The organism is Pantoea sp. FN0305 (genome assembly GCF_050113845.1).
Lineage (GTDB): Bacteria > Pseudomonadota > Gammaproteobacteria > Enterobacterales > Enterobacteriaceae > Mixta > Mixta alhagi.
In genome coordinates, this window is record NZ_JBNJSN010000003.1 from 104514 (window position 1) to 121534 (window position 17021).

16 protein-coding genes are annotated in these 17021 nt (G+C 55.9%); 5 read left to right on the forward strand and 11 right to left on the reverse strand.

Translation table 11 applies throughout. The annotated features are described in order from the left end of the window. Positions 1 to 66: 66 nt before the first annotated feature. The 6 genes from ugpB to ACQE3Y_RS07560 form a co-directional block, all read right to left on the reverse strand. Positions 67 to 1386, reverse strand: a complete 1320-nt coding sequence (gene ugpB, locus ACQE3Y_RS07535; RefSeq protein ID WP_426974001.1) for a sn-glycerol-3-phosphate ABC transporter substrate-binding protein UgpB — start codon at positions 1384 to 1386, stop codon at positions 67 to 69. Positions 1387 to 2092: 706 nt separating this feature from the next. Continuing rightward, positions 2093 to 2806 (reverse strand): high-affinity branched-chain amino acid ABC transporter ATP-binding protein LivF, encoded by a 714-nt coding sequence (gene livF, locus ACQE3Y_RS07540; protein ID WP_250651482.1) that lies wholly within the window; start codon positions 2804 to 2806, stop codon positions 2093 to 2095. A gap of 1 nt (position 2807) precedes the next feature. Then, positions 2808 to 3575, reverse strand: coding sequence for a high-affinity branched-chain amino acid ABC transporter ATP-binding protein LivG (livG, locus tag ACQE3Y_RS07545; RefSeq protein ID WP_250651481.1), 768 nt, complete (start codon positions 3573 to 3575; stop codon positions 2808 to 2810). After that, on the reverse strand, positions 3572 to 4846 hold the full coding sequence (locus ACQE3Y_RS07550; protein WP_085068660.1) for a high-affinity branched-chain amino acid ABC transporter permease LivM: 1275 nt from the start codon (positions 4844 to 4846) through the stop codon (positions 3572 to 3574). Before ACQE3Y_RS07550 ends, livG begins: the two co-directional genes overlap by 4 nt. Continuing rightward, positions 4843 to 5769 carry a high-affinity branched-chain amino acid ABC transporter permease LivH gene (livH, locus tag ACQE3Y_RS07555; protein ID WP_085068662.1) on the reverse strand — a complete coding sequence of 309 codons (927 nt, stop codon included), beginning with the start codon at positions 5767 to 5769 and terminating at the stop codon, positions 4843 to 4845. The genes ACQE3Y_RS07550 and livH overlap by 4 nt, the downstream gene beginning before the upstream one ends. A gap of 128 nt (positions 5770 to 5897) precedes the next feature. Next, on the reverse strand, positions 5898 to 7013 hold the full coding sequence (locus ACQE3Y_RS07560) for a branched-chain amino acid ABC transporter substrate-binding protein (protein WP_426981269.1): 1116 nt from the start codon (positions 7011 to 7013) through the stop codon (positions 5898 to 5900). Between the two features lie 403 nt (positions 7014 to 7416). Between ACQE3Y_RS07560 and panM the strand changes: the two genes are divergently transcribed. Beyond that, entirely contained in the window at positions 7417 to 7812 is a 396-nt protein-coding gene (panM, locus tag ACQE3Y_RS07565) for an aspartate 1-decarboxylase autocleavage activator PanM (protein WP_426981271.1), read from the forward strand. A 91-nt stretch (positions 7813 to 7903) separates the two neighbouring features. Here the strand turns inward: panM and rpoH are convergent, their stop codons facing one another. The 4 genes from rpoH to ftsY form a co-directional block, all read right to left on the reverse strand. Next, positions 7904 to 8761, reverse strand: a complete 858-nt coding sequence (rpoH, locus tag ACQE3Y_RS07570) for an RNA polymerase sigma factor RpoH (protein WP_249893003.1) — start codon at positions 8759 to 8761, stop codon at positions 7904 to 7906. A 262-nt stretch (positions 8762 to 9023) separates the two neighbouring features. Beyond that, a complete protein-coding gene (ftsX, locus tag ACQE3Y_RS07575; protein ID WP_250651478.1) occupies positions 9024 to 10007 on the reverse strand; it encodes a permease-like cell division protein FtsX in 984 nt (327 codons plus the stop codon). Continuing rightward, entirely contained in the window at positions 10000 to 10665 is a 666-nt protein-coding gene (gene ftsE / locus ACQE3Y_RS07580; RefSeq protein ID WP_249893001.1) for a cell division ATP-binding protein FtsE, read from the reverse strand. The genes ftsX and ftsE overlap by 8 nt, the downstream gene beginning before the upstream one ends. Positions 10666 to 10670: 5 nt before the next feature. Beyond that, the gene (ftsY, locus tag ACQE3Y_RS07585; protein WP_426981273.1) at positions 10671 to 12377 is read right to left on the reverse strand and encodes a signal recognition particle-docking protein FtsY; all 1707 of its coding nucleotides are present in this window, start codon (positions 12375 to 12377) and stop codon (positions 10671 to 10673) included. Between the two features lie 187 nt (positions 12378 to 12564). On the opposite strand from ftsY, the gene rsmD reads away from it, so the two are divergent. Together rsmD and ACQE3Y_RS07595 are read left to right on the forward strand one after the other, a co-directional pair. After that, positions 12565 to 13167, forward strand: a complete 603-nt coding sequence (gene rsmD / locus ACQE3Y_RS07590; RefSeq protein WP_250651476.1) for a 16S rRNA (guanine(966)-N(2))-methyltransferase — start codon at positions 12565 to 12567, stop codon at positions 13165 to 13167. Further along, positions 13157 to 13426, forward strand: coding sequence for a DUF1145 family protein (locus tag ACQE3Y_RS07595; protein ID WP_250651475.1), 270 nt, complete (start codon positions 13157 to 13159; stop codon positions 13424 to 13426). The genes rsmD and ACQE3Y_RS07595 overlap by 11 nt, the downstream gene beginning before the upstream one ends. A gap of 4 nt (positions 13427 to 13430) precedes the next feature. On the opposite strand, the gene ACQE3Y_RS07600 is transcribed toward ACQE3Y_RS07595, so the two are convergent. After that, positions 13431 to 13790 carry a DUF2500 domain-containing protein gene (locus tag ACQE3Y_RS07600; protein WP_426973994.1) on the reverse strand — a complete coding sequence of 120 codons (360 nt, stop codon included), beginning with the start codon at positions 13788 to 13790 and terminating at the stop codon, positions 13431 to 13433. A 188-nt stretch (positions 13791 to 13978) separates the two neighbouring features. Between ACQE3Y_RS07600 and ACQE3Y_RS07605 the strand changes: the two genes are divergently transcribed. Together ACQE3Y_RS07605 and ACQE3Y_RS07610 are read left to right on the forward strand one after the other, a co-directional pair. Beyond that, positions 13979 to 14608 (forward strand): lysoplasmalogenase, encoded by a 630-nt coding sequence (locus ACQE3Y_RS07605; protein ID WP_426973993.1) that lies wholly within the window; start codon positions 13979 to 13981, stop codon positions 14606 to 14608. An 85-nt stretch (positions 14609 to 14693) separates the two neighbouring features. Beyond that, on the forward strand, positions 14694 to 16952 hold the full coding sequence (locus ACQE3Y_RS07610) for a zinc/cadmium/mercury/lead-transporting ATPase (RefSeq protein ID WP_426981275.1): 2259 nt from the start codon (positions 14694 to 14696) through the stop codon (positions 16950 to 16952). The last annotated feature ends 69 nt before the right edge of the window (positions 16953 to 17021 follow it).

Sequence of the window (17021 nt, forward strand, 5' to 3'; positions counted from 1 at the left end):
ATCGGCACAAGCGGTGCGTGACAGGATGAGGTGATAGCCGGACCGCCGCAGCGGCCCGGCATCTGCTTACTTCACCTGTTGTTCGAAACGACGCAGCAGCAGGTTGCCGCGCTGGACGGCAGAATCCAGTGCGGCCTGCGGCGTTTTGCTGCCGCTCCAGACGCCTTCCAGCTCTTCATCAACAATGGTGCGGATCTGCGGCATATTGCCGAGGCGTAAGCCTTTGGTGAAAGGCAACGGTGGCTTATTCAGCATCTGACGCGTGGCGATATCCGCGCCTGGGTTCTTCTCATAGAAGCCCTGCTGGCGCGTCAGATCGTAAGCGGCGCGGGTAATGGGCAGATAGCCGGTTTTCTGATGCCATTCGGCAGCGTTTTCCGGCAGAGCGAGATACTGTAAAAACTCCGCCACGCCTTTGTAGGTGGCGCTGTCTTTGCCCTGCATTACCCACAGGCTGGCTCCGCCGATGATGGCGTTCTGCGGCGCGGAAGGCACGCTTTCGTCATACGGCATCATGCCAACGCCATAATTGAATTTGGCATGCTGACGAATATCTGCCAGCGAGCCGGATGAGGCGGTGGTAATCGCACAGTCGCCGTTATAGAACTTTTCGGTAGACTCATCCTTACGGCCAAAGTAGGTGAAGTCCCCTTTTTTGTTCATCTCTTGCAGCATGGCGATATGGCGCACCTGTTCCGGCTTATTGAAAATCAGCTCGGCGCTGGTGCCACCAAAACCATTGTCCTCGGTGGCCACCGGCAAACCATGCCAGGCGCTGAAGTTTTCAATTTGGATCCAGCCCTGCCAGCCGCTGGCGTAGCCGCACTTCATGCCTGCTTTTCGCAGCGCCGCCGTATCTTTTGCCAGCTGCTGCCAGGTTTTAGGCGGCTGTTCGGGATCTAAGCCCGCTTTCTTAAAGGCGTCTTTGTTGTAATAAAGCACCGGCGTGGAGCTGTTAAACGGCTGCGACAGCAGGTGTCCGCTTTTCGCATCGGTGTAGTAACCCGCGACCGTCGGCACAAACTGCGATTCATCGAATTTGATGCCTGCATCATTAAACACTTCATAGACCGGCTTGATCGCTTTAGAAGCCATCATGGTGGCAGTGCCGACCTCGTAAACCTGCAGAATCGCCGGCGCTTTGCCGGTACGTACCGCAGCGATACCGGCCGCCAGGCTCTGTTCATAGTTGCCTTTATAAACCGGTACGATTTTATAATCGGGGTGCGCCTGGTTAAAACGTTGTGCCAGTGAGTCGACTTCTTTGCCTAATTCGCCTTCCATAGAGTGCCAGAACGGAATTTCCGTCGCGGCCAGGGTGTTGCCGCTCAGTGCCAGCCCCAGCACCATGCTGAGGGCGGTATGACGAAACGTAAAGGAGGACATAGCGTTTTCCTGTGACATTGTAGGTGTGCGTAACAACACGCTTTTTTAGTTCGCAACGTAACATGACACGGAAAAATGACGGTGAGATAACCAGCAGATGACGGAAAAATGACGGCGAGGTTGCACTGGGTGGACGGAGACGGGCGCTGAACGACAAGGATTTCGCGGGACAGGCGGAGACGCAAGCGAGGCCGCTGGACGGGTGGGGGGAAGCAAGCGAGGCCGCTGGACAGGCGGGGGGAAGCAAGCGGGGTTCCGGCCTTACGTAAAGACGCAACTGCCGTCATCCATGACCGGCTCGACCCGCGCCTTCCATGGCGCGGGACGCTTTACTCCTGGCCGGAACCCCGCTTGCCCTGGGCTTCAGCGTCGTCTGTTTAAGACATCCCAGGCCTTGAGTATCGCCTGCTTACGGCTTTCTCGGGCTTCAGCGTCATCTGCTTAAGACATTCTCAGACTTGAGTATCGCCTGCTTACGGCTTTCTCGGGCTTCAGCGTCGTCTGCTTAAGACATCCTAGGCCTTGAGTATCGCCTGCTTACGGCTTTCTCGGGCTTCAGCGTCATCTGCTTAAGACATCCTAGGCCTTGAGTATCGCCTGCTTACGGCTTTCTCGGGCTTCAGTGTCATCTGCTTAAGACATCCTCAAACTTGAGTAACGCCTGCTTACAGCTTTCCCGGGCTTCGGCGTTGCCTGCGGTGCGATATCAGGCACCCAGGTAAGCGCTGCGGACTGCCTCGTTAGCCAGCAGCGCGTCACCGCTGTCTTCCAGCACCACGTGACCGTTCTCCAGTACGTAGCCGCGATCGGCCAGCTTTAACGCCTGATTGGCGTTTTGCTCCACCAGGAAGATAGTCATGCCCTCCTGACGCAGCTGCTCAATGGTATCGAAGATCTGTTGAATGATAATCGGTGCCAGCCCCAGCGAAGGCTCATCCAGCAGCAGCAGTCGCGGCTGGCTCATCAGCGCACGACCAATCGCCAGCATTTGCTGTTCGCCGCCCGACATGGTGCCCGCACGCTGAATGCGCCGCTCATGCAGACGTGGAAACAGCTCGTAAACCTGCGCAATTCGCTGTTGGTATTGCTGGCGGCTGGCGAAGAAGCCGCCCATCGCCAGATTCTCCTCCACCGTCATCCGCGAGAACACCCGGCGTCCTTCCGGCACGATGGCAATCGCCTCACGCATAATGCGTGCCGTTTGCCAGTCGGTGATCGCTTTGCCATCAAAGGTAATGGTGCCTTCAGAGGCGCGCGGCTCGCCACACAGGGTGCCCAACAGAGTGGTTTTTCCCGCTCCGTTCGCGCCAATCAGCGTGACGATTTCGCCCTGGTTAATCTCCAGGCTAACCTGATGCAGCGCCTGGATTTTGCCGTAATGCGCGCTGACCTTGCTAAGCGTTAACATCGGATTCGCCATTTTATGCCTCACCTAAATATGCGCGGATCACGTCCGGATTGTTACGGATCTCTTCCGGCGTGCCGTTTGCTAACGGCGTTCCCTGGTTAACCACATAGATGCGATCGGAAATACCCATTACCAGCTTCATATCATGCTCAATAAGCAGCACCGTGACCTTATGCTCGCCGCGCAGCTCCGCAATCAGCTCATCCAGCTCATGGGTCTCTTTCGGGTTAAGGCCCGCCGCAGGCTCATCCAGCATCAGAATTTCCGGACGCGTTACCATACAACGGGCAATTTCCAGCCGACGCTGCTGACCGTAGGCCAGATTGCCCGCCTGCCGGTTAGCCATCTCCAGCAGCCCAACACGCTGTAGCCAGTTGGCGGCCTGATCCAGCGCCTCGTTTTCGCTACGCCGGAAAGCAGGCGTTTTCAACAGGCCGGCAAACAGGCCGCTTTTCAGATGCTGATGCTGTGCCACCAGCAGGTTTTCGATCACCGTCATTTCGCGAAACAGGCGGACGTGCTGGAAGGTACGCACGATGCCCATGCGTGCAATCTGTTGGCCCGGCAACCCGGCCAGCTGGCGATCGCCTAAGCGAATCGATCCGCCGGTCGGCTTATAAAAACCAGTCAGGCAGTTAAACACCGTGGTTTTGCCCGCCCCGTTAGGACCAATCAGCGACACGATCTCTTGCGGATGCAACTCCAGCGCCACGTTATTGACCGCCAGCAGGCCGCCAAAGCGCATCATCAGGCCTTCCACCGTTAATAAAGGCTGACTCATGCCTGCTCTCCTTGTTGATCGCGCTTCAGCTTCAGATGCGGACGCTGCATCGGCAATAATCCCTGCGGACGCCAGATCATCATCAGCACCATCAGCGCGCCCAGCACTAACATGCTGTATTCATTCAGGTCACGCATCAGCTCACGCGAAACCACCAGCAGGATCGCCGCCAGAATCACCGCAAACTGCGAGCCCATGCCGCCCAACACCACAATCGCTAGCACAAAGGCCGATTCGGCAAAGGTAAAGGATTCCGGGCTGATAAAGCCCTGACGAGCGGCAAACAGGCTGCCGGCAAAACCAGCAAATGCGGCGCTGATGGTGAAAGCGGTGAGCTTGATGCGCGTTGGGCTGAGGCCCAAAGAGCGACAGGCGATTTCATCTTCACGCAGCGCTTCCCAGGCGCGGCCCAGCGGCATGCGCAGCAGACGGTTGATGACAAACAGCGTCAGCACCACCAGCAACAGCGCTACCAGATAAAGGAAGATAATGCGGTCGCTGGGGTCATATTTCAGGTTGAAGAAGTGGTGAAACGTATCCCAGCCGCCGTCACGCGGGCTGCGGTTAAACTCCAGGCCGAAAAAGGTGGGCTTGGGGATCTGGCTGATACCGTTCGGGCCGCCGGTAATAGCGGTGTTGTTCAACAGCAGAATACGGACAATCTCGCCGAACCCCAGCGTAACGATCGCCAGATAATCGCCGCGCAGGCGCAGTACCGGAAAGCCCAGCAGCAGGCCAAACAGCGCGGAAACCAGCCCCGCCAGCGGCAAGCATTGCCAGAAGCCCAGCCCGTAATAGTGGTTAAGCAAGGCAAAGGTATAAGCACCGATGGCGTAAAATCCGCCATAGCCCAGTACCAGCAGGCCGGAAAGCCCTACCACTACGTTCAGTCCCAGCCCAAGCATGACGTAAATCAGCGTCAGCGTGGCAATGTCCACCGTGCCGCGTGAGACGATAAACGGCCAGATAACCGCCGCCGCGATAAGCAGCAGCGCCAGTAGCTTCTGCTTTGGCGTACTGCCGTCAAAGCTCGGCAGCACAAAACCGCTATGGCCGCTGCGTTTCAGGCGGCGTCCCACCAGTGGACGCAGCAGCTGGAAAACAAACACCACGGCGCAGCCGATGGCGATCCAGTTCCAGCGCACGCTGCCCGCATTGTTGACCACCAGCCGCGTACCATCGAGATTAAGACGCATGCCCATAAAGAATGCGGCAAGAATCAACAGCATCAGCGCCGAAATAACGGCATTAAAAAAGTGAGCGGGCTTCATACTTTTTCTACCTCCGGACGACCCAGGATCCCCGTCGGCATCACCAGCAGCACCACAATCAGCAGCGCAAAAGAGACCACATCTTTATATTCGGTGCTGAGGTAGGCGGAGGTCAGCGCCTCGGCGATGCCTAACACCAGGCCGCCCAGCATCGCGCCGGGAATACTGCCGATGCCGCCCAGTACCGCAGCGGTAAAGGCCTTCATGCCCGCCATAAAGCCGATATAAGGGTTAATGACGCCATAAAACTGCCCCAGCAGCACGCCTGCAACCGCCGCCATCGCCGCGCCGATCACAAAGGTCAGGGAAATCACCCGGTCGGTGTTGATCCCCAGCAAACTGGCCATTTTTAAATCTTCCGCGCAGGCGCGACAGGCGCGGCCCATGCGTGAATAGCGGATAAACAGCGTCAACGCCAGCATGGCGAGGAAGGTTACCAGCCAGATAATCACCTGCATGGTGCTGATGGTAGCGGCAAACCCATTGCTCTCGCCCAGCGTTATTTGCCCGCTGACCAGGCCCGGCAAGGCGAGATCGCGCGAGCCCTGCGTCAGGCTGACATAGTTTTGCAGGAAGATAGACATACCGATGGCAGAGATCAGCGCAATCAGGCGTTTCGAGGAGCGCACCGGCCTGTAGGCGACACGCTCAATGCTCCAGCCGTAAGCGCTGGCGATCACGATTGCCGCCAGGAAACCGGCACCAATCAATACCCAACCGACATCAATGCCAGCCATCATCAGGGCGGCAATCACAATAAACGAGACATAGCTGCCGATCATATACACTTCGCCATGCGCGAAGTTGATCATGCCGATAATGCCGTACACCATGGTATAGCCAATGGCGATCAGCGCGTAGGTGCTGCCTAAGGTCACACCATTAAGCAACTGCTGAAGAAAATAGAGAAACTGCTCGGACATAAGATAAACCCCAACAAAACTGCGCAGATCACTCCCGCAGCGAAAAAACGTCCGTCTTCACAACGTGCAGGATAGAACAGGGGTCAGGCACGCCTGACCCCGGACTGCCGGCTCTTACAGAGTACGCTTTATTTCACGGCAGTTGAGGTGCCGTCGGCGTGCCATTTGAATACGCCAAATTCAAACCCTTTCAGGTCACCTTTTTGATCCCAGCTCAGGTTGCCCATAACGGTCGGCACCGGCTGGCCCTCTTTCAGGTTTTTAGCGATATCCGCAGGCTCTTCGCTTTTGCTACGTTCTATACCGGCAACCAGCGACTGCAGCGCCGCGTAGGTCGTCCAGACGAACGGACCGGTAGCGTCCAGCTTTTTAGCCTTGATCGCGTTAACAATCGGCTGGTTTTCCTCTACCTGGTCATAGCGTTTCGGCAGGGTAACCAGCATCCCTTCGGACGCTGCGCCAGCGATATTAGAGAGCGAGGCGTTGCCGACCCCTTCCGGTCCCATGAACTGCGTTTTCAGACCAGCTGCGCGTGCCTGACGCAGAATCTGACCCATTTCCGGGTAGTAACCGCCAAAGTAAACGAAATCGATATTTTCTTTTTTCAGGCGCGCAATCAGCGTAGAGAAATCTTTATCGCCTGCGGTGATCCCTTCAAACATCGCAACTGGCGCATTGGCTTTTTTCAGGCTCTCCTGTACCGAGCGCGCCAGCCCTTCGCCGTACTGCTGCTTGTCATGCACGATGGCAATGCGCTGGGGTTTAAGCGTGTCGAGAATATATTTGGCGGCAGTCGGCCCCTGATCGGAATCCAGACCGGTGGTGCGCATAATCAGCTGATAGCCACGGGAAGTCAGATCGGCTGCGGTGGCGGCAGGCGTAATCATCAGGACGCCTTCGTCTTCATAGATATCGGAAGCGGGCTGCGTGGAAGAAGAGCAAAGATGACCAATGACATAACGGATGCCTTCGTTGATCACTTTGTTAGCAACCGCGACCGCCTGCTTGGGATCGCAGGCGTCATCATATTTCACCGCCACCAGCTTATTGCCATTTATGCCGCCTTTGGCGTTGATGTCGGCAATCGCCTGGGTAGCACCGGTAAATTGCATATCGCCGTACTGCGCGACCGGACCGGACATCGCACCAACGATGGCGACTTTAACATCTTCCGCCAGCGCAGCCTGACTCATAGCCAGCGCCATACATCCTGCCAGCATTATGCGACCTTTACTTATCTTCATCCTGACTTCCCCATCTGTTGTGACTGTTGTGATGTGCGTTGTGGTTATTTTGGGCGGGTTATAGAACAAAACTTGTTTAATGTTAACGAGTTAGGAATATACTCACGCCATTTTTATCAATAAGGCTTTATTTTTCAGTCTATTAAACAGGAATTTTATTCTGTAAATCAACTGAGATAATCAAAATATCGCCTTTGCTACAGGACAATCATCTGGCAGTTATGGTGGCATTTTAGCCGTTCGCCCAGCGCATTATGCTGGCACTGTGGCTGGTATTAAGTGTTTACCCGGAATATGCGGGTGGCAACAAACAGATTGCTTTGTTTTCGTACAAAAAAAGTTACACGTCATTTTTTGAACATTTTCGCTACAATATGTCTTTTAACCAGGGGCCGGTTATTTCATGAAATTGACAATTATTCGCCTGCAACATCTGGGCGCGCAGGATCGTACTGATCTCGGCAAAATTTGGCCTGGCGTTGACTGTGATGCGCTGGAAAATAGGCTAAACGAAAATCATCGGCTCTACGCCGCGCGTTTTAATGAGCGGTTGCTGGCAGCGGTGGAATTAGAAATTCGCGGTACGCTGGGCGAGCTGTCAAAGCTGGAGGTCAGGGAAGTGACCCGCCGACGTGGCGTTGGCCACTATTTGATCGAGGAAGTGATAGCGCAGCATCCGTCGCTGACGCACTGGTGGATTGCTGATGACGGCAAGGCCGATCAGCAGGTTATTGCTGCCTTTATGCAGGCCTGCGGCTTTCGTACTCAGGCCGACGGCTGGGTCTATAACGTCGAGTAAAGCCGTGCTTTTTGCTGAAGGCAGTTACTGCCGCCGAAAGGTACCCATAAAAAAGGGCGGCCTGTTAAGCCGCCCTGATCGCAACAGAGCATTACGCTTCTATTGCCATCCGCAATTTCTTCATCGCGTTTTTCTCAAGCTGACGCACGCGCTCCGCCGAAACGCCATATTTATCGGCCAGCTCCTGCAGCGTGGTTTTATTGTCATCATCCAGCCAACGTGCGCGAATAATATGCTGGCTGCGCTCGTCCAGTCCCTGTAGCGCGTCGCTCAGTTTATCAGCCGCATGGTTTTCCCAGTTATCTTCCTCAATGCCGTCGGCAAAGTCAGAGGTTTTATCCTGGAGATAAAGCACCGGGGCCATGCTTTTGCCTTCGCCTGACTCATCTTCAGAGGTCAGATCGAAAGTCATATCCTGAGCGGCCATGCGCGATTCCATCTCGCGCACGTCTTTACTGCTCACGCCCAGCTCACGCGCCACCATTTCCACTTCATCCTGATTAAACCAGCCCAGCCGCTGCTTGGTTTTGCGCAGGTTAAAGAACAGTTTGCGCTGTGCCTTGGTGGTCGCGACCTTCACGATGCGCCAGTTACGCAGCACATATTCGTGAATTTCCGCTTTGATCCAGTGAACAGCAAACGAGACCAGGCGAACCCCAACTTCAGGATTAAAGCGACGTACCGCTTTCATCAGGCCGATATTGCCTTCCTGAATCAGATCCGCCTGCGGCAGGCCGTAGCCCGCGTAGTTACGAGCGATATGAACAACAAAGCGGAGGTGAGACAGGATCAGCGTTTTAGCCGCATCCAGATCGCCCTGGTAATGCAGCCGTTCAGCCAGCGCTTTTTCCTCTTCTGCCGTTAGCATCGGCCAGGTGTTGGCAGCCCGAATATAAGATTCCAGGTTACCAAGAGGAGCAATAGCTAAAGTGTGCATTTCTTTGGTCATTCAAACCCTCACATAATTATTAAAATTGCCGCACGATTCCCTTTTGCGCGATTCACCAGGTTACAGGAATCAGCAAGGAAACCCCAAAGCAATCTGTGCTGCCTCATTAGAAAATGAAGTTATCCACAAGTTCAATTTACAACGTGAATATTTTACACACAAGATACGGACGATATGATTGTGACAGACAGGGAGAAATCCGAGCGGATTTCCTCTGCAGCACAAACGTCATGCAGCAGAGGAAGATTATACCAAAAAATCGCTACTGTGGCGTAAAACGACGTAAATGTTGTACCGTCGCCAGCCAGGCCGCTATCCAGCCAATCATCGCCGACAGCAACAGCAGCAGCAGGCTCTCATCCCACGACAGCCCGCTCAGGCGGAAAGTCGTGCCAAACACTGCTGCCACCTGAGCAACCACCGACTCAAGGCGGAAAACCAAAATTTCAGACAAAATCAGTGACAGCAATGCCCCGCCGAACCCCAGCAGCGCACCGCCATACAGAAAAGGACGCAGGATAAAGCCGTCGGTCGCGCCGATTAGCTTTTGCACGTTAATCGTATCGCGTCGGGCAAAGATGCTAAGGCGTACGCTGTTGCCGATCACCAGAAATACCGCCACCAGCATCAGGATGCCGATCATGGTCGCAACCTGCCCGACCAGGCCCGTCAGCGCAGCCAGACGCGCAAACCAGCTATCGTCCATGCGCACCTCATCCACACCTTCAACATGCTGCACGCGATCGCGCAGCGTTTGCAGCGTTTTCTCGTTCTGGAAATTCATTTCCGGGGTAATGATCACCACCGCCGGCAATGGATTCTGCTCCAGCATATCAAGCGCGCCGCCAAAGCCTGACCAGTTACGAAACTCGCCCAACGCCTCTTCGCGCGACAGATAGTTAACTTTCGCTACGCCCGGCTCTTTCTTCAGCGTCGCTACAACGTTTTCCGCCGCGCTGTCATCCAGCGTTTTTGACAGGTAAAGCGTCAGCTGCGGTGCCGGATACCATTGCTCCGCCGCCTGGCTGACGTTTTTCCATACCATATAGCAGACGCTGGGCAGCGTCAGCGAGATGGCAATTACCATCACCGTTAACAGCGTGGCCAACGGCTGACGCCACATATCGGAGAGCGTGCCGCGCCAGGCGTAACGCCACTGCTCCTGCCAGCCGCCCTTCAGCGCTTTGCTTTTCGACGGCTGTTTGGTTTTTGGCGCCGGTACGCGCTTGTTGCGTTTATTAGCCACGATCGCCTCCGTGCAGTCTTCCATTGCTGAGCGTCATTACCCGATAGTTGCGGCGGCCAATTAAGCCCATATCGTGCGTAGCCATCAGCACCGTTACGCCCACGCGGTTGAACTCTTCAAACAGCCGCAAAATATCATTCGACAGCGCATCATCCAGGTTACCGGTCGGCTCATCCGCCAGCAGCACCGCAGGCTTGTTAACCACGGCGCGTGCTATCCCAACGCGCTGCTGCTCGCCGCCCGAAAGCTGAATCGGAAAGTTTTTCGCTTTGTCGAGAAGGCCAACCTTATCCAGCGCCGCCGAAACGCGACGGCGAATATCTTCCCCGCTCGCCCCGGCAATAATCAGCGGGATCGCCACATTGTCATAGACCGTGCGGTCCATCAGCAAATGGTGATCCTGAAAGATCATGCCGATCTGACGGCGCAGAAAAGGCACCTCGCTATTTTTCAGGCGGCTAATATCGTGGCCGCTAAACCAGATATGGCCCGCGCTGGGACGTTCAATGCCACAAATCAGCTTCAACAGGGTACTTTTCCCTGCGCCGGAATGGCCGGTCAGAAACGCCATCTCGCCCGGATGCAGATGAAAATCTACCCCTTGCAGCGCTTGCCGACCGCCGAGATAAGCCTTACTGACCTCTTCAAAGCGAATCATCCTGGTTAATCCTCTCGGGCAAACAGTGCCTCAATAAAATCTTCGGCCTTAAATGGCCGTAAATCATCGATGCCTTCTCCAACACCGATAAAACGAATCGGGATGCCAAACTGGTCTGCGACGGAGAAGATGACGCCACCTTTTGCCGTACCATCCAGTTTAGTCAGCGTAATCCCGGTCAGACCTACTGCTTCATGGAACAGCTTAGTCTGACTCACCGCATTTTGACCGGTGCTGGCGTCAATCGTCAGCATCACCTCGTGCGGCGCGTTTTCATCCAGCTTTTTCATTACGCGCGTGATTTTTTTCAGCTCTTCCATCAGATGCGCTTTATTCTGCAAACGACCTGCGGTATCGGCGATCAATACATCCACGCCGCGTGCTTTAGCCGCCTGGATCGCATCGAAAATCACCGAGGCGGAATCTGCACCGGTATGCTGCGCCACCACCGGAATATGGTTGCGTTCGCCCCATACCTGTAGCTGCTCGACCGCCGCCGCGCGGAAAGTATCGCCCGCCGCCAGCATCACCGACTTGCCTTCGGCCTGGTACTGACGCGCCAGCTTACCGATAGTGGTGGTTTTACCCACGCCGTTCACGCCAACCATCAAAATAACAAACGGCGTTTTGCCCGCCATATCCAGCGGCGCTTCAACCTTATGCAGAATCTCGGCCATTTCCGTTTTTAACAGGCCATAGAGCGCCTCGGCGTCACGCAGCTGTTTGCGGTTTGCCTGCTGCGTAAGACTGCTGATAATGCGCTGCGTGGTATCGACGCCAACATCCGCAATGAGCAGCTGTTCTTCCAGCTCTTCAAACAGTTCGTCATCGATTTTTTTGCCACGGAACAGACTGATAAAGCCGGAACCGAGGTTCTGCCGCGTTTTTACCAGGCTGCGCTTTAAGCGGGCAAAGAAGCCCTCTTTGGTCGGACGCTCCTGCTCAACGGGCGCGGCAACGCTCTCCGCCTCTTCTTCCGGGGCTGCAGCCAGCGCCAGCGCGGCCAGTTCTTCATCAGAAAGCGGCGCTTCATCCGTCTCTTCTTCCGGGGCTGCGGCCAGCGCCAGCGCGGCTAATTCCTCATCGGAAAGCGGCGCCTCATCCCGTTCTTCTTCGGTTGGGGTCAGCGCTACCGCTGCTGCAACTTCCGCAGCAACCACGGCATCTTTCTCTTCGGCAGGCGCGGTTTCTTGCGCCAGCACTTCGTCTACCTGCTCAATCCGAGCCTCTTCCGGCAGGATCTCTTCTTCCACCGGCACAGCGGTATCAACCGGCTGCGCCTCTTCCGGCAGGAGCTCTTCTTCCACCGGCGCAACGGCATCAACCGGCTGCGTCTCTTCCGGCAGGAGCTCTTCTTCCACCGGCGCAACGGCATCAACCGGCTGCGTCTCTTCCGGCAGAAGCTCTTCTTCCACCGGCGCAACGGCATCAACCGGCTGCGTCTCTTTCAGCAGGATCTCTTCTTCTGCTGACGCAACAGCCTCTGTTTTCGCTTCTTGCGGCTGCGCTTCGCGCGCTACGGCTTCAGTTGTCGCCACGATCCCGGCAGCCAGCTTCCCGGCGTCCGGTTTTTCGGCCGCAGGCTCTGGGTTTTCGGCCGCGTTTTCCGCTTGATCCGTTAACGTCTCTTTTTGTTCTTCTGACTGCGCAGGCGTTTCTTCACGACCAAAACCCAGCCAGGAAAAAAAGCCACGCTTTTTCTCTTTTGCCATTGTGTGACTACACTCCTCGATGGCTTTCATCCGGTCGTCTGTTGCGCCGGGCTGAAAAAATAACCTGATAAAGAATTCATTAGTCTAACACTTTCCAGCGAGCGCAACACCAGCACCCTTTTTAACGTTTCCTCAACCGCTTTCGCCCGTTAAACTACGCAAAAAATTATGACGAGTTGTGAGCATCATGAATAAAAAACCCCAGGGCGGTGCCGGACAAATCCGCATAATTGGCGGACAGTGGCGCGGTCGAAAACTGCCGGTTCCGGACAGCGCCGGATTGCGACCTACCACCGATCGGGTACGCGAAACGTTGTTCAACTGGCTGGCACCCGATATTCAGCAGGCGCGTTGCCTGGACTGTTTCGCGGGTAGCGGCGCGCTCGGGCTGGAGGCGCTGTCACGCTATGCCGGTTCAGCGACGCTGCTGGAGCTGGAAAAGCCGGTAGCCCAGCAGCTGACGCAAAACTTGCAAACGCTGAAAGCCAGCAATGCCCAGGTGATTCAGACCAACGCGCTCAGCTGGCTGGCGCAGCAGGGCGAACCCTACCACATCGTGTTTATCGATCCGCCTTTCCGTAAAGGTCTGCTGGAGCAGACGCTTCAGCTGCTGGAGAACAATCACTGGCTGGCTGATGAGGCGTTGATTTACGTGGAAAGCGAAGTAGAAAACGGCGCGCCGCCGGTGCCGGTTAACTGGCAGCTGCATCGGGAAAAAATCGCCGGGCAGGTTGCCTACCGCTTATATCGCCGCGCAGGCGTCTCACAGGAGCAGGAAGATGTGGCTTAATCTGGGTCGATTGTTAATGGTGTTCGTTTGGGCGTTTCTGTTGCTGAATATCGTGCACCCTTTTCCCAAACCACTGACATATTTTGTTAACGTTGCGCTGATTTTTATGGTGTTGATGCATGGCCTGCAGCTGGTATTGCTGAAAGCCACACAGCCAAAAGATGGCGTTAAGCTAAGCCGCATTACCCAGATTAAGATCTTCTTTTTCGGCGTGTTTGAGCTGCTCGCCTGGCAGAAAAAACACTATCCCGGGCAATAACGCCTTAAGGATGGTCAGGCGTAAAAGAGATAAAGCGGGTGCCCTGCACTTCAAGTTCGCCTTTTACGCCTTTATCCAGCTGATGGTAATCACGCTCTTTTAGCGTCAGCTTAATATCGCTATCGCCGTTTAATGGCTGAAACCAGGCCTCATAGCGCATCTCCTCTCCGGCAATCACTTCACGCTGACGTGAACGTCGGTTCGGTGCCGGAAACTCACGTTTACTTTTAATTTCTACCGACAGCTGGCGTACCGGCGCAGCGTCATTAGCCGCGTTTTCGCGTCGTTGCTTAATGAACTGACGCGAAGCCAGCACCGCAATGATCGCCAGCACAATGATAAAAATTAATGGGGGCTTACTCATCTCAGCCTCTGACTCCGGTAATTGCGTTTTTTGTTGCAGGCAAGGATACAACCAGCGCCCTTCCATTGTCACATTACGCCCCGCTAACCTAAACTGATTGCAGGATGTTGTTAACACAACGGCGGACAGGCAGAGCGCTGCGCTTGCAGGCTGATGCGGAAGCCGCCCCTTTCAAAAAGGACAACGTAATGATTTGGTCGTTTCTTGCAGTACTTTTTTCCGGCTGGCTCTATGTCGATGCGTCCTATCGCGGGCCGCAATGGCAGCGCTGGCTGTTTAAACCGGTTACCCTGCTGCTGCTGCTGGCCTGGGCCTGGCAGGCACCCACACGGAATCCCACCGACTACCTGATCCTGCTGGGTCTGCTGGCAACCATGGTAGGTGATGCGTTAACGCTATTGCCGCGCCAGCGCATGATGTATGCGCTGGGAGCATTCTTTCTTGCGCACCTGCTGTATACCATCAATTTCGCCAGCCATATGACCATGAGCTTTTTCTGGCCTATCCCGCTGACGCTGCTGATTGTGGGCATTGTCTGGATCGGCGTGATCTGGTCGCGGCTGGAGGAGCTGCGCTGGCCGGTATGTACCTTTATCGGCATGACGCTGGTCATGAACTGGCTGGCAGCGGAGCTTTATTATTTCCGGCCTACCGATTACAGCTTTTCATTGATGGCAGGGGCGACACTGCTGACGCTGGCTAATCTGGTTTGGTTTATCAGCCACTATCGCAAGCGTTTTACGGCGGATAACGCCATTATCGCCGCCTGCTATTTCGCCGGTCACTTTATGGTTGCCCGCTCGCTTTGGCTGTACTGACCATGATATTGCCTCTTGACTCTGGAGGTAGCTCCAGAGTGTAGGATGCAGCTAAGTTTATTTGCTGCATCATTAAGGAGGCGCAATGAGCAAACCTTCTACCTGCGGTCCCGGGCCATCCAGGGCCGCCCTCCGCCTTAACCACAGACAAGGTAAAGCCCCGCTGCAGACGGGCCAGTTTACCCTATCCCCGGCTTCGTCCACTTCAGACACCGCACCATCCTGTCAACAGAAATGCTGTGCCGACAGTTCGGTTTGCGCGCCAGCGCCAGGTCCGGCAGCCGGTTCGCGCTATCGTTGGATCATTAATGGAATGGACTGCCCTAACTGTGCACGCAAAGTGGAAAACGCGGTCAGCGTGTTGGCTGGCGTACATGATGTGCAGGTGCTGTTCGCCACGCAGACGTTATTGATTCATGCAGAAAGAGACGTCAAAGCCGAGGTGGAAAACACGGTAAAGCAGGCCGGTTTTTATTTGCAGGATGCCTCTGCGCCTGCAGAGACATCAGCAGGGTTCTGGCAGGAAAATCGCCTGCTACTGGTAATAAGCCTGCTGATGCTGGCGAGTTGGCTACTGTACGCTATCTGGCCAACATGGAGTCAGACAGCGTTTATCTCTACCACGCTGGTCGGGCTCTGGCCGATTAGCCGAAAAGCCTGGCAACAGGCGCGCAACGGCAACCCTTTCGCTATTGAGACCTTAATGACGGTTGCGGCAGTCGGCGCGCTGTTTATCGGCGCCAGCGCCGAAGCGGCAATGGTGCTGCTGCTCTTTCTGCTGGGCGAGCGGCTGGAAGGCATCGCCGCCAACCGTGCGCGGCGCGGCGTTACCGCACTGATGGCGCTCAAGCCGGATAAAGCGATTCGCGTACGTAACGACCAGCGGGAAGAGATTGCCGCCAGCATGCTGCGTCCCGGTGATGTTATCGACGTTGCGGCAGGAGAACGTCTGCCTGCCGATGCCCGCCTGCTTTCCTCGTTTGCCAGCTTTGATGAAAGCGCGTTAACCGGTGAATCCATTCCCACGGAACATCAGCAGGGTGACGTGATTGCGGCAGGCTGTATCAGCATAGATCGTCAGGTCAGGCTTTCAGTGGTCTCCCTGCCAGGGGAAAGCGCCATTGACCGCATTTTACAGTTGATCGAAGAGGCTGAGGCGCATCGAGCGCCGCTTGAACGCTTCCTCGATCGCTTCAGTCGCATCTATACGCCGCTGGTTATGCTGCTGGCGTTGCTGGTGGCTCTGCTGCCGCCTTTGCTGCTGGCTGCCGACTGGCAAACCTGGATCTATAAAGGGCTGACGCTGTTATTGATTGGCTGCCCGTGCGCGTTGGTTATCTCTACGCCCGCAGCGATTACTTCTGGTCTGGCCGCCGCAGCCCGACGCGGCGCGCTGATTAAAGGCGGCGCGGCGCTGGAAAAACTGGGCGGCATCCGTCTGCTGGCTTTTGATAAAACCGGCACCCTGACCCAGGGCAAACCAGAACTCACCGATATTATTCCGCTGGCTGAGATGGAGCATGCGCCGCTTTTGCTGCATGCCGCAGCGGTCGAACAGGGCGCGACCCATCCGCTGGCGCTGGCGATTGTCGCGCAGGCACGTCAGCTGAATCAGCCGCTGCCGCAGGCGCAAGATCAGCGGGTTCTGGCAGGGCGCGGTATCGAAGCGCATATCAACGGACAACGCTGGTTATTAACTGCGCCCTTGCCGGACCTGCCGGATGCGCTGGCGGCGCGGATTGACGCGCTGGAGCGCTCCGGCAAAACGGTAGTAGTGATTTATAAAGAACAGCAGCCGCTTGGCCTGCTGGCGCTACGCGATACGCTACGGGAAGATGTGCGACCAGCGCTGGCTGAGCTGCAACAGCTTGGCGTAAAAGCAGTGATGCTGACCGGTGATAACCCTCGCGCCGCCGCCGCAATCGCCACAGAGATCGGACTGGAGTATCGGGCAGGGCTGTTACCCGCAGATAAAGTTGCGGCGATCCGGCAGCTCAGTGAGGCTCAGGCGGTGGCGATGGTTGGTGACGGTATTAACGATGCGCCGGCGATGAAAGCGGCCACGCTGGGCATTGCAATGGGCAGCGGCAGCGATGTGGCACTGGAAACAGCCGATGCCGCCTTAACGCATAATCGCTTAACCGGGCTGCCGGCGATGATTCGCCTGGCGCGCGCCACTCAGGCCAATATTCGGCAAAATATCGCTATCGCGCTTGGGCTGAAAGCGCTGCTGCTGGTGACCACACTGCTTGGCCTGACCGGCCTGTGGTTGGCAGTGCTGGCGGACAGCGGCGCGACCGCACTGGTCACCGCCAATGCGCTGCGCCTGTTGCGCAAGCGCTGAAGCTTGCGCCTGGCATGGGAAAGCATTAAAACATCGTAGCGGCCTGCATGAACCAGGCCATCACATCAG